Below are 12,380 nucleotides of genomic sequence, written 5' to 3'. Positions count from 1 at the left end.
CTCTCTTATCTTGAAATTTTAGTTAATTCTTATTATGAACAAAATGATTTTCACATATCAATGTGAAAGGTGTATGTAGAAGGGTTTTTGCCATTCTTTCAACATTTTAACCATAAAATATTAGTGATTATACGATAAAAAAGCGGGAATCCTCCCGCTTTTTACGATTATCGACGTAAGCCTAGTTTGTTAATTAACTCACGGTAACGAGTTACGTCTTTATTACGTAGATACGTAAGAAGATTACGACGTCTACCTACCATTTTCAAAAGACCGCGACGTGAGTGGTGATCTTTCTTATGAGTACGTAAATGCTCGTTCAAGTTGTTAATTGATTCTGTTAGGACAGCGATCTGAACTTCTGGAGATCCAGTATCAGATTCGTGTGTTTTGAACTCATTAATTAATTGAGTTTTACGCTCTTGAGTAATAGCCATCCTGTTTCACCTCCAAATCATGTTAGCCCCATCTACCTCGCAACCGTCGGTGAAGTCGGCCTGCCAAGTAAGTGGTTTTAAAGCTACAGGAATAATCATACTAAAAATATGCTGAATTTGCAAATGGTAGAGCTGTTTTTCTATGAATTTTTTGTTTACCTTAGCTGATCTTGAAAAAACTGAATCGCTTCTTCTTTATCTTGACTGATTTGAGCCGTTAACTCCTGGATTCCGTTAAATTTTTGTTCACTGCGAATGCGTTTGAACCACTGTAATTTAATCGGTTCACCATATATTTCTTCGTTAAAATCAAAGAGGTTTACTTCAATGGCAGGCTGATCAGGGCGCTTTTCATAAAAGGTTGGTTTATAGCCAACGTTACAAACACCGTCATACACTTTGCCTTTGACTTCTGCTCTTACTGCATAAACCCCTGTTGGCGGAATAATGTATTCAGCAGATAAACCGACATTTGCAGTCGGAAAGCCGATCGTCCGTCCTCGCTTATCTCCATGAATGACAATACCGCGCAGCTGATAAGGTTTTCCTAAAAGCTCACTCACATATTCAACATCCCCATTTTTCAATGCGGAACGTATGAGTGTAGAGCTGACTTTACGGTCTTGATTGGACAACTTAGGAACGATGGTGGCCGTAATACGCCCTTTTCCGTACTCATCGAATGTTTCCATTGTGCCTGCACCAAAACGGCCAAACGTAAAATCAAAACCGGCTACTGCGTGCTTCACATTCAGCTCATCCAAATATTGATCCACAAACTCTTGAGGAGACAGCGCTGCAAAGGTTTCGCTGAATTGCACAATGTATAAATAGTCAGCGCCCAGCTGTTCGATGAAATCAATTTTATCCTCAAGCGGTGTAATTAAGTCCTTTGGTTCACGTGCTTTTTGCAAAACATGTGATGGATGCGGATGAAAGGTCATGACTGCTAAAGCCAATCCTTCTTTTCTCGCAATGCTTTTCGCTGCGTCAATAACTTTTTGATGTCCGAGGTGAACACCGTCAAAATACCCTAAAGCCATAACAGAAGGGTCTTGATCCTTTTGATTCAATGTATGTGGGTGTGAAATATGTATAGTCTTCACGAGATGGTCACCTTTTCTTTAAGATTGCTTGTCCTGAGATAAGATCTTCGCCGGCTTCATCAGATTCTGTTTGGTCGGGTGCTTCATATATATCGCCATACAGCGACCTGAAGGAGCAAAGACAGCGACACGATCTTCCTCTGCGAAATGAGCGAATTCATCAGGCATTGGCAGGACTGCACCGTTTTCCACTTTACTTGCTAATGTATCATTTATCTCCCATTTCGGCAAATGATTGAGCGCGCGCTCGATCGGGACAAGGTGCTCATCTACTGCTCCTTCCTCGCTTATATTTCGGAGCTCATCAAGGGTGATGCATTCATCTAGTGTAAAATCACCTGACCCTGTGCGAATGAGATGTGACATATGGGCTGGAAACCCTAGTTTCTTTCCAATATCAACCGCTAAGGTTCTGACATACGTTCCTTTTGAGCATAAAACGGTGAATCTAAATGATACCTTTCCATTCTCAAATAAAGCAGGTGTTGTCCGCTCGATACGGTGAATCGTAATTTCACGGCTCGGCCGCTCAATTTCAATGCCTTCTCTTGCATATTCATAGAGTTTTTTTCCGCCAATTTTCACAGCAGAAAACATGGGAGGAATTTGTTCAATGGTTCCTTGAAACTGTTTCAGCACAGCATCAATTTCTTCTTCTGAGATGGGTTTTTGAACCTTTTCTTCTTCTACGATCTCACCTGTTTGGTCTTCTGTTGTTGTAGAAAAGCCAATCGTGATTTCTGCATCATACGTTTTCGATTTATCTGTTAAGTATTCGACAATCTTCGTTGCTCTTCCGATACAAATGGGCAGAACACCTGATACCTCCGGGTCGAGAGTGCCTGTATGTCCGACTTTTTTTGTATGCAAGATCTTTCTCACTTTGAACACACAGTCGTGAGAGGTCATTCCTCTTTCTTTATGTAATAAAAGAACACCATTTATCATCTGCGTTCTCTCCTTTCATAAACGATGAAAAAGGACAGACGATCATCGCCTATCCTTATTTCAACGTCTTATTCATGATCTTTTGTGTTTAGTTCAGCAATCAGGCTTTCAATTCGATTTCCATAATCTACGGATTCATCGAATTCAAAGTGCAGTTCTGGTGTTTTGCGAAGTCTAATTCGATTGCCGATTTCAGAGCGGATATACCCTTTAGCCTTTGCAAGGCCTTTTAAGGTTTCCTCTCTTTTTTTCTCGTCACCGAGAACAGAAATGTAAACTTTCGCAATTTGCAAATCACCGGATACTTCAACATCGGTTACAGTCAAAAAGCCAATTCTTGGATCTTTTAGCTTTCTGCCTAGGATGTCACCTAATTCTTTTTTCATCTGCTCACCCACGCGGGTTGCTCTCATACTCATGATCTTATCACCTCTAATTAAAACCACTCAGTTTTCGTGATCGTTCGTTCAATTTCAGGAAAAGAATCAATAAAGCTTAAAACACGCTGCAATTCCTTTTCCACTTGAACCCGAGAGGAGGAAATCACGGCGATTCCAATTGATGTACGCTGCCATGTGTCCTGGTAATCCATTTCAGCCATGGTTACATTGAATTTATGGCGCGTTCTTGTCAATATACGCTGAAGAACCGCACGTTTTTCCTTCAGTGAGGAGGCATCATAGATGATGCACTCACATTCGGTATAACCGATCATTTTCTTTCGATTTCTTGCATAACGAATGATTCCATGACATCACCTTCACGGATATCATTGTACTTCTTAATGGTAATACCACATTCATAGCCTTGTGAAACTTCTTTCACGTCATCTTTGAATCGTTTTAATACGTCAACTTCGCCTTCAAAAATAACGACGCCGTCACGGATTAAGCGGATACCACTATCTCTTGTGATGGTTCCTTCAGTGACATAACCACCAGCAATTGTACCGATTTTAGATACTTTGAACGTTTGACGAACTTCAACTTGACCGATGACTTTTTCTTCATATTCAGGGTCAAGCATTCCTTTCATCGCAGCTTCAATTTCATCGATGACTTTATAAATAATGCGGTGTAAGCGGATATCTACGTTTTCTGTTTCAGCTGTGCTCTTCGCATTTCCATCAGGACGTACGTTAAATCCGATCACGATCGCATTAGAAGCACTTGCTAATATAATATCAGATTCTGTAATCGCTCCAACACCCGTATGGATGATTTTCACTTTTACGCCTTCTACTTCAATTTTTTGAAGAGCGGCCGTCAGTGCTTCAGCAGAACCTTGTACGTCTGCTTTCACGATCAAGTTGATATCTTTCACTTCACCTTGTTTGATTTGCTCAAATAGGTCATCTAGAGATAATTTCGCTTTGTCTGAACGCTGTTCATCAAGCTGTTTCGAAGCACGCGCCTCACCCACTTGACGAGCTGTTTTTTCGTCTTTGAATACGAGGAACTGATCCCCTGCATTCGGTACATCATTTAAACCAGTGATTTCAACAGGTGTAGATGGTCCTGCTGTTTTCACGCGGCGTCCGATGTCATTAACCATTGCACGAACGCGGCCAAATGTATTTCCGACAACGATTGGGTCACCTACATGAAGTGTACCAGTTTGAACAAGAAGGGTTGCAACAGATCCTCTTCCTTTATCAAGCTCAGCCTCGATGACAGTCCCTTTTGCCGCACGATTTGGGTTGGCTTTCAGTTCTCCTACTTCGCTGACAAGAAGGATCATTTCGATCAATTCGTCAATGCCTTCACCTGTTTTTGCAGATAGAGGAACGAAGATCGTTTCGCCGCCCCAAGCTTCTGGTACTAAACCATGCTCCGTTAATTCCTGCATCACACGGTCAGGGTTCGCTGTTGGTTTGTCAATTTTGTTGACAGCGACAATGATTGGCACTTCTGCCGCTTTCGCATGGTTAATGGCTTCAATCGTTTGCGGCATCACGCCATCATCTGCTGCAACGACCAGAATTGTCGTATCTGTTACCTCAGCACCACGTGCACGCATCGTTGTAAATGCTGCGTGTCCAGGTGTATCAAGGAACGTGATTTTCTTGCCGTTTTCTTCAATTTGGTAAGCACCGATATGCTGCGTGATTCCACCAGCTTCGCCTTCGACGACTTTCGTCTTACGAATGCTGTCAAGAAGCGTTGTTTTCCCGTGGTCAACGTGTCCCATGATCGTCACAACTGGAGGGCGTACTTGCATATCTTCTTCTTTATCTTCAACTTCATACTTTTCAAGTTCAGTTTCTTCTAAAATAATGACTTCCTCTACTGGAACGCCATATTCAGAAGCGATTAATTCAACTGTATCTTTATCCAGCTCTTGGTTAATGGTTGCCATAACACCAAGCATCATCAGCTTTTTGATAATTTCAGCTGTTTCTTTTCCAAGCTCTTCAGCCAACTGGCCTACTGTCATTGAATTTGTAAATTCAATTTTTTCAGGAAGCTCTTTCTTAGGCTTCACAGGTCTAGCTTGCTGATGCTGCGGTTTGTTATTCCCACCGCGTTTATTTTTGTTTTTGTTTTGGTTGTTGTTTTTTTTGTTTTTATTAAATTGATTATTCTGCACGTCATTCTTCTTTCTATCATTGTTTTTGTTAGATGATTGTTTTTTTTGTTCTGCGGGTTTCTCGTTAGCTGTCTCTTTTGCTTTGGCTTTTTTATAGATAGCGTCTAGCTTTTTCACAGTGTCGTTTTCAAGCGTCGCCATGTGGTTGTTCACTTCCACGTTCATATCCTTAAGCGCTGCTATAATATCTTTACTTGAAACATCTATGGCTTTTGCGTATTCATATACTCTCACTTTAGCCATTCGTTCACCCCCAAATAAATTAATCGAGCAAGCTTATCAGCTTCTTAGCGAAGCCTTGGTCAGTGACAGCGACAACTACGCGAGCTTCTTTCCCAATAGAACGTCCGAGAACGGAACGGTCTTCAACTTTTCTAACCGGAACATTATAAAATTTGCATTTGTCAGATACCTTTTTCTCTGTGTTCGATGAGGCATCTGCTGCAAGAAGAACCAGCTTAGCACGCGCATGTCTAATTTCTTTGATCACAAGATCTTCTCCTGACACGACTTTACGAGCTCGATTTGCTAGACCAAGCAAAGGATACCATTCAGATTGAGTCATTTGGTTTTTTCACCTTTTCAGCTAGTTCTAGTAATTCTTCAAATATGTGTTCGTCAATCTGTGTCTGAAATTGCTGCTGTAAACTGCGTTTGTTCTTTGCCGCAAGAATGGTTTCTTTATCGAGAGAAAGGTAAGCTCCGCGTCCGTTCTTTTTTCCGGTTGCGTCAACAGACACTTCACCTTCTTTAGATCGAACAACACGGATCAGTTCTTTCTTTGGTTTCATTTCTCCCGTCACGACACATTTTCTAAGCGGGATTTTTTTTCGGCTATTCACCTTTTACATCACCTCTTATTCGTCAGATTCCTCAGCTACTGGTTCAGCCTCTAAGAAAAGAGATTCAGAGTCTTCAGTTCTTGGGAAAATACCGAGTTCCCTTGCATCTGTTTCGCTTTTAATGTCAATTTTCCAGCTAGTCAGCTTTGCTGCAAGACGAGCATTTTGACCTCTTTTACCAATGGCTAACGACAGCTGATAATCAGGGACAATAACTGTTGTCGCCTTATCTTCTTCATTTACAATGACATCAAGTACTTTTGATGGACTTAATGCATTGGCAACAAATTCAACCGGGTCATTAGACCAATGGACAATGTCAATTTTTTCGCCTTTTAGCTCGTTGACAATTGCTTGTACACGCTGACCTTTTGGTCCAACACAAGAACCAACTGGGTCAACATCAGGATCATCTGTACGAACAGATATTTTAGAACGGTCCCCAGCTTCTCTAGCAACCGATTTAAGCTCTACAGTACCATCATAAATTTCTGGCACTTCAATTTCAAATAAACGCTTTAAAAGACCTGGATGTGTTCTAGACACATAAATTTGTGGTCCTTTTGTTGTTTTTTCGACTTTTGTAATAAACACCTTAATGCGGTCATGTGGTTTGTAATCCTCATTTGGCATTTGTTCGTTGACCGGAAGAAGGGCTTCGATTTTGCCAAGTGACACGTAAATGAATTTACTGTCAATTCGCTGAACGATTCCCGTCATAATGTCTTCCTCGCGATCGATAAACTCAGTGTAGATCACGCCTCGCTCTGCTTCTCTCACTCGCTGCGTCACCACTTGTTTCGCTGTCTGAGCTGCAATGCGTCCGAAGTCTTTTGGCGTGACTTCAATTTCAACGACGTCACCTACCATGTAATTCGGGTTGATATTGGCTGCATCATCTACAGAGATTTCAAGGCGAGAATCATACACTTCATCTACAACATCTTTTCTTGCAAATACGCGAATCGTTCCCGTTTCGCGGTTTAAATCAACACGAACATTTTGTGCTTGATTAAAGTTACGCTTATATGCAGAAATGAGTGCAGCTTCTATCGCTTCAATAATAATTTCTTTACTAATACCCTTCTCTTTCTCAAGAACAGTCAGGGCATCTAACAACTCACTACTCATTTTTATGGTTCCCCCTTATATCAATGAAAAGGTTAATTGAACGAAACTGCTAATCTTGCGTTAGCTATTTTTTCGTATGGAATATTGATCTCTTTCTTTCTTGTCTTGATCTTCACTGTCACTGTTGCAATCTCACCATCAAAGCTTGTAAGCTCACCTTCAAATGCTTTTTCACCATCAATTGGTTCATATGTTTTCATGAAAACATTTTTTCCAAGTGCTTTTTCAAAATCAGCTTTTTTCTTTAATGGGCGCTCCGCTCCAGGAGAGGACACTTCAAGAAAGTAGTTTTGGCTAATCGGATCTGCCTCATCAAGCTTTTCGCTCAAGGCTTCGCTCACTTTGGCACATTCTTCGATATCGACACCTTTATCAGAGTCAATAAACACGCGAAGGAACCAGTTTTGACCCTCTTTGACAAATTCAACATCAACGAGTTCAAGCTGTAAGCCATCTAAAATTGGCTGCACCATTTCGCTTACGACATCCACTACTTTTTTGCTCATTCTCTTCCTCCTTGTGCTTTCGATAAACGCTCTTATCAATCATTCTGCATAAAAACCCTGCTTTATGTGAGCAGGGGGAGCAGAAAACGGATGAATAATGTCGAGACAAAAATTGCCTGTTCAATACAAAAGAGCGGGTTTCCCCACTCTTGTCTCGGTAATCGTTAGCATTTCCATAAAAACTATACCATATCCAATTTTTTTATGCAAATGAAGTTCCTTATTCAGCAGGCATTCGCCATCAGTTCTTTTCGTTCATTCTTTTCGCATGTTCACTGATAAGTGCTGCCTCCCTGCTCCCCTTTATGATGCGGAAACCGTCATAATCCGGATAGAGCGAATCATCGTCCTGAATACTTGTTAAAATCCAAAATTGACTGCCAGCTCCTCCGAGCCGCTCAACCGCTGACAGCCAGCTTTGATATACGTCAGGACGCGCTGAATGATTTTGAACGCCAAACTCTTCTAACACAACTGGTTTTCCGATTGACTTCCCGCGGGTGATATGGTCTTCGATCCATTTCACTCCCCAAGCAGCTGACTTGTTCCAGTGATCTGGGTACAGATGATAGGTTCCATAATCGATATTAGAGAGAGCCGTCAAACGGTCCCAATCGACGCCTTCTCCGCCTCCATAAAACCAGTCTTCATGTCCTGGTATGCGAAAGAACCCTTCATCTCCTACTGCAACAAGATGGTGACGATCCAGCGATTTGATCCACGTACTCATTTCATCTGCCCATTTGACTAGTATATTTCCCGTTGGATCTGACTGCACACGCGGCTCATTGGCTAATTCCCAAGTCATAATAGCTGGATCGTCCTTATATTGAACACCTGTGTACGTATTGGTTCTTTCTAATACATAGCGCACATAATTTTTGTAAGCTTTTTGTATACGAGGATCTGTATAAAAGGCATCATGCGTTCCTGCCTCGAACCACTTTACGTATTGATTCATCCCGCCAAAATCATCCCAATTGTTGACTAGTGGGATGACAAGTTTTATGCCTTCCTGTCCCGCTTTATAAATCGCATAATCTAGTTTTTGAAAACCCGATTCTTCATAGATCCCTGGACTAGATTGTAAAACTGAGTTTTCTTGAGGGGCCCCATCGTGAAATCCCCAAATACGTATGACCTTTAAATTCATTGCTTTCATATCATCGAACACAGCATCTACCATCTTTTTAGATTTGTAATGGAAATAGTAATTATTTGTGCCAGCGAAGTAAAATGGTTGATTGTTCAGCGTAAATTGTGTACCAGACGTCTGTACATAAGAGGCGGCCTTAATCGTAAGTGAAAACCAGCCGGCCCATATAGCGACCACAAGTATGAAGCAAGACACTCTTTGAGTCCATTTCTTCATTTAAATTCCCCTCACAATCTAGCCTTCTTCAGGTACGATCACATCTAGCCGAAGCGGTGTTTGTTCATTTGAATCAAGTTCAATTGTTTGTTGTTTTAACAGTTTACTTTCTTTACCGATTCGAATCTCATATGTCCCGTGAAATGCTCGACATGTCACATTGCCATTCGCATCTGTTTTTTCAACTCTTTGTGTCGTCCACTCATTTAGAAGCTTTTCGTAACGTCGGCCTGCTTCATTTAAAGACCAATCATAATTCACGATGGCCGCATGCTCACCTCTCCAATGGGCACCTGCCCAAAATCCCCACATTAGCACTCCTTTTACGGCTGGATGACTAAATGCGACGCGATATAAAGCCTCTAGGTTATCCGCTCTTCTATTAGCGTCAGGGTGAACAGAATCGTACTCTGTAACCCATATAGGAAGACCAAGCTCAGCAAGCACATCGAGCCTCTCTTTTACAACGACTGGATCGACCCGTTCTTCAAAATGTCCTTGAACACCAATCGCCTCAATAGGTGCGCCTAACTGACGCAGTTCATTGATATGCGCTTTATAAGCGTGATGCTCACCATATGAGATCACATTATAATCATTCACAAACAATAGTGCTTGAGGATCAATTTTTTTCGTTTCTTCATACATCCACTTCCAAATATTTTTCCCGAAGCGATCTTTAAAAAATGAACCATGCATCATTTCATTGTTTACATCCCAATGACGGAATCTCCCTTTAAAATGATTACCCGCATGCTCAAGCCGGTTTTTCATCGATTCATACACTTCGTGATTCGGTAGTGACCTCAGCCAGCTTGGATTCGCATCCTCTACCTCCCAAAATAAAGCGTGCCCTCTCACTGGAAGTTGATGTTTATCTGCAAAATTCAGCATCGCATCTGCTTTTTCGTAAGTGATTTTCCCTCTTTCAGGTTCATTCGCATACCATTTTGCCTCATTTTCAAAAACAGCCCAATTAAAATACTTCACAAAAAAATCGGCATATTGTTGATTAAACAACACTTGGTCATTCATCGCTGAACCAAATGCGAATTCATGCCTATTTTGCTTAATCTCAACCTCTATACCTGCTATTGGCTTTTTTTCGTGATTTGTGACATTTATTTCAAGATCTCTTTGTCTATGCTCTGAAATTCGATCATTCGCCTCTTTTTTCCACTTCAGATTTATCTGCCCATTTTCGCCCTTGTTTAATGATTGATGAAGAAAACTTCTTTCTTTGACCATGTAAAAACACCCTTATCTTCACTGGATTTATATTTCCTAATCAAACTGCCGGCTCAAAGAAACCGGCAGCTTAAATTTGACCTGCTAGTTGATGAGACGATGATATTCAGCGTAGGCAGTGGCCATATCCACTTGAGACCAGAAACGGTGATAGGTGAAAACCGGTGCCCCATTCTCCCATTTGCCTGTTGCTTCATTAAATGAAGACTGATATTTACTCTCGAGTGAAGACCATGCTGGATCTTGTTTAATGTTCGGACGAAGATCAGCAAAACTCGTATAGACCCCATTACCTCCTCGCTGCGGATCAGAAGGAATAGTGCTGGCTCCAGGAATCTGATTCCCTTGACCAAATGTCCCGTTCCAACCATTTGGGAAATACACTTCTTTTTTAAAGAAGCGGTCATAGTCCTCTCTTTCTTCTTCTGTTACAATGCCCACGCCATCATTGTAATTCCACGCAACCTCAAGGAGCTGTGCGGCAGCATCTTTCGCTCTGACACCAAGCGCTGTATAATCCCCTGTTTCTAGCTTAGTGGCAGCAGCAAAGAAAGTTAAAGCCTTGACTAGACTCCCTAGTACGCCCGTATCCTGAGTTGGATCTTTTGTTACAGCTGTTAAGTTTGGATTTCCTGTTGCAGACTGGAACCCATTCCAAGTGTCAGGCTGTCCGCTCCAAGCAATATTTCCAGGAAGCCAAAACTCGCCAGGTGCACTCGTTGTAGCAACAGCAGCATTTGTTCCTCCTAGAATTCTTTGTCCTTGGTCATCTAAGAAATAACCCTCTTCATCCGACACAGGACGGCTGCCGATAAAAATGTAATCTAATGCATAGTTGACCCATTTTGTGATGCAAGATTTGGCCATTTGGACATTTTCAGATGTTTTGTCTCCATCTTTCACAAAAATGTAATAAAGCTCTGCTACGCGCTCCATCGGCCATGCCTGCATCCCAAACCAGTTATTAGAAGGCGGATCAAGATAAACAGGTGCATCCTCATATGCCATATCGTAAAAAGTACTTCTTCCGGCCGGATAAGCACTATAGTCTCCATTCCAGCTATTGGTTGCACCTCCTGCAATCGCTCCCTCTTTAGATTGAAGCCATACATAAAATTCAAGCTGCCTTTTTAATGTTTTTTCCCAATCGCTTGCACCAGTAGCGGAAGATGGCTTTAAGCCTCCTTTGTCTGAGGATAAAGCATAAGCGGCGACAGGGTTTTGATACCCTTGGTGACAATGGCTAGCTCCAATACGCCATGACCAGTTGGCATGGTCGCCAAGTCCTCCGCCCCAAGAGGTATACCACGCCATTAAGTAATGACAGGCACCCTTTCCGTTTCCAGGGTACGGATTCCCCTGTTTGCCGCTTCCAATCGTTTGAAAATATTTATCGTACATACCGTAACGAAGAAAATCCCCCATTTTTTTCGCTTTATCAAGATAGGCTGACTCATTATAGCCGAGTTCCTTCGCCCAATACATCACTTGTATTGCACGCGCATCAGCATCCGTCGCATTGGTATAGCGCCACTGAGCAGCTGGTGCTTGATTTTCTTTTGTGAACAAGCTCATAAAGCCTTCATTCGGCTTTCCAAAAGATTTATCATCTTGTGAAGGATGAGGGATGGCCTCCCATACGGATTCCTGTGGACCACGCTGGAATGTGTTCACATATGCAGCTGTATGTGATGGGTTGAGCAAGTTTCCATATTTATACCAGTTATCGACATCAAGCAGCCAGTGCATTAAATACGTTTCATTCGTTCCATAGGTTGATTTCAATTCACCATCAATCGGATCTTGACCCGCAGGACGAGCACCGCTTAACTGGCTAGGGTATTGATCCGGGTATGGTTTTTCTGCTGCGTATGTGGCTGGGCTAGAAGGATTGTAGGCGCTCATATGCGGCTGCTCATCATTTCCATCTTCATTTACTGGGATGATGTACTTCTCCATATTGTCCCAGGCTGCCTCTAATTTGCTCCAATCCCCTGTGTAATGTCCGTACAACACCTCAAGCCACAGCCAATAGCTATACGCTTCTGAAGTCGTCATATGCCCGTAATCAGGCGCTTCGCAAATGAGCGTCTCGATTGAATGATACGGAATTCCTTCTGGTGAAAAATATCCATTCGCATCACTTTTAATTTGATGATAAAGCGTTAAAAACCGTTCTTTGTTTGACAAGTCCTTCACCC

13 protein-coding genes are annotated in these 12,380 nt (G+C 42.0%); all 13 read right to left on the bottom strand.

The window, feature by feature from the left end:
• Nucleotides 1-167: 167 nt before the first annotated feature.
• The 13 genes from rpsO to C6Y07_RS01445 all read right to left on the bottom strand — a co-directional run bounded on the left by rpsO (nucleotide 168) and on the right by C6Y07_RS01445 (nucleotide 12,369).
• Nucleotides 168-437, bottom strand: coding sequence for a 30S ribosomal protein S15 (gene rpsO, locus C6Y07_RS01505; RefSeq protein ID WP_008354438.1), 270 nt, complete (start codon nucleotides 435-437; stop codon nucleotides 168-170).
• A gap of 155 nt (nucleotides 438-592) precedes the next feature.
• Nucleotides 593-1,543, bottom strand: a complete 951-nt coding sequence (gene ribF / locus C6Y07_RS01500; protein WP_060596294.1) for a bifunctional riboflavin kinase/FAD synthetase — start codon at nucleotides 1,541-1,543, stop codon at nucleotides 593-595.
• Nucleotides 1,544-1,561: 18 nt separating this feature from the next.
• Nucleotides 1,562-2,491 carry a tRNA pseudouridine(55) synthase TruB gene (truB, locus tag C6Y07_RS01495; protein WP_066030895.1) on the bottom strand — a complete coding sequence of 310 codons (930 nt, stop codon included), beginning with the start codon at nucleotides 2,489-2,491 and terminating at the stop codon, nucleotides 1,562-1,564.
• Between the two features lie 68 nt (nucleotides 2,492-2,559).
• On the bottom strand, nucleotides 2,560-2,910 hold the full coding sequence (gene rbfA, locus C6Y07_RS01490; protein ID WP_007499525.1) for a 30S ribosome-binding factor RbfA: 351 nt from the start codon (nucleotides 2,908-2,910) through the stop codon (nucleotides 2,560-2,562).
• A 17-nt stretch (nucleotides 2,911-2,927) separates the two neighbouring features.
• Entirely contained in the window at nucleotides 2,928-3,206 is a 279-nt protein-coding gene (locus C6Y07_RS01485; protein WP_012009994.1) for a DUF503 domain-containing protein, read from the bottom strand.
• Nucleotides 3,203-5,323 carry a translation initiation factor IF-2 gene (gene infB / locus C6Y07_RS01480; RefSeq protein WP_106047799.1) on the bottom strand — a complete coding sequence of 707 codons (2,121 nt, stop codon included), beginning with the start codon at nucleotides 5,321-5,323 and terminating at the stop codon, nucleotides 3,203-3,205. Before infB ends, C6Y07_RS01485 begins: the two co-directional genes overlap by 4 nt.
• A gap of 19 nt (nucleotides 5,324-5,342) precedes the next feature.
• Nucleotides 5,343-5,645 carry a YlxQ family RNA-binding protein gene (locus tag C6Y07_RS01475; RefSeq protein ID WP_034662287.1) on the bottom strand — a complete coding sequence of 101 codons (303 nt, stop codon included), beginning with the start codon at nucleotides 5,643-5,645 and terminating at the stop codon, nucleotides 5,343-5,345.
• Nucleotides 5,632-5,922, bottom strand: a complete 291-nt coding sequence (gene rnpM, locus C6Y07_RS01470; RefSeq protein WP_058013969.1) for an RNase P modulator RnpM — start codon at nucleotides 5,920-5,922, stop codon at nucleotides 5,632-5,634. Before rnpM ends, C6Y07_RS01475 begins: the two co-directional genes overlap by 14 nt.
• 15 nt (nucleotides 5,923-5,937) lie before the next feature.
• Nucleotides 5,938-7,053, bottom strand: coding sequence for a transcription termination factor NusA (gene nusA, locus C6Y07_RS01465; protein WP_007499530.1), 1,116 nt, complete (start codon nucleotides 7,051-7,053; stop codon nucleotides 5,938-5,940).
• Between the two features lie 32 nt (nucleotides 7,054-7,085).
• Entirely contained in the window at nucleotides 7,086-7,559 is a 474-nt protein-coding gene (gene rimP, locus C6Y07_RS01460; RefSeq protein WP_003211398.1) for a ribosome maturation factor RimP, read from the bottom strand.
• A gap of 241 nt (nucleotides 7,560-7,800) precedes the next feature.
• Nucleotides 7,801-8,931 (bottom strand): glycoside hydrolase 5 family protein, encoded by a 1,131-nt coding sequence (locus C6Y07_RS01455; protein WP_060596291.1) that lies wholly within the window; start codon nucleotides 8,929-8,931, stop codon nucleotides 7,801-7,803.
• 18 nt (nucleotides 8,932-8,949) lie between these two features.
• Nucleotides 8,950-10,179 carry an endo-1,4-beta-xylanase gene (locus tag C6Y07_RS01450; RefSeq protein ID WP_060596289.1) on the bottom strand — a complete coding sequence of 410 codons (1,230 nt, stop codon included), beginning with the start codon at nucleotides 10,177-10,179 and terminating at the stop codon, nucleotides 8,950-8,952.
• A gap of 84 nt (nucleotides 10,180-10,263) precedes the next feature.
• Nucleotides 10,264-12,369, bottom strand: a complete 2,106-nt coding sequence (locus C6Y07_RS01445; RefSeq protein ID WP_060596287.1) for a glycoside hydrolase family 48 protein — start codon at nucleotides 12,367-12,369, stop codon at nucleotides 10,264-10,266.
• Between the last annotated feature and the right edge of the window lie 11 nt (nucleotides 12,370-12,380).

The sequence above is a fragment of the Bacillus sp. LNXM12-1 genome (assembly GCF_003004375.1).
Lineage (GTDB): Bacteria > Bacillota > Bacilli > Bacillales > Bacillaceae > Bacillus.
This window is presented reverse-complemented; position numbering and strand designations above follow the sequence as displayed.

Bases quoted from the DNA above. Each gene is read 5' to 3' on its own strand.
- rpsO (WP_008354438.1), bottom strand. From the start codon at position 437: ATGGCTATTACTCAAGAGCGTAAAACTCAATTAATTAATGAGTTCAAA.
- truB (WP_066030895.1), bottom strand. From the start codon at position 2,491: ATGATAAATGGTGTTCTTTTATTACATAAAGAAAGAGGAATGACCTCT.
- rbfA (WP_007499525.1), bottom strand. From the start codon at position 2,910: ATGAGTATGAGAGCAACCCGCGTGGGTGAGCAGATGAAAAAAGAATTA.
- C6Y07_RS01485 (WP_012009994.1), bottom strand. From the start codon at position 3,206: ATGATCGGTTATACCGAATGTGAGTGCATCATCTATGATGCCTCCTCA.
- infB (WP_106047799.1), bottom strand. From the start codon at position 5,323: ATGGCTAAAGTGAGAGTATATGAATACGCAAAAGCCATAGATGTTTCA.
- C6Y07_RS01475 (WP_034662287.1), bottom strand. From the start codon at position 5,645: ATGACTCAATCTGAATGGTATCCTTTGCTTGGTCTAGCAAATCGAGCT.
- nusA (WP_007499530.1), bottom strand. From the start codon at position 7,053: ATGAGTAGTGAGTTGTTAGATGCCCTGACTGTTCTTGAGAAAGAGAAG.
- rimP (WP_003211398.1), bottom strand. From the start codon at position 7,559: ATGAGCAAAAAAGTAGTGGATGTCGTAAGCGAAATGGTGCAGCCAATT.
- C6Y07_RS01455 (WP_060596291.1), bottom strand. From the start codon at position 8,931: ATGAAGAAATGGACTCAAAGAGTGTCTTGCTTCATACTTGTGGTCGCT.
- C6Y07_RS01450 (WP_060596289.1), bottom strand. From the start codon at position 10,179: ATGGTCAAAGAAAGAAGTTTTCTTCATCAATCATTAAACAAGGGCGAA.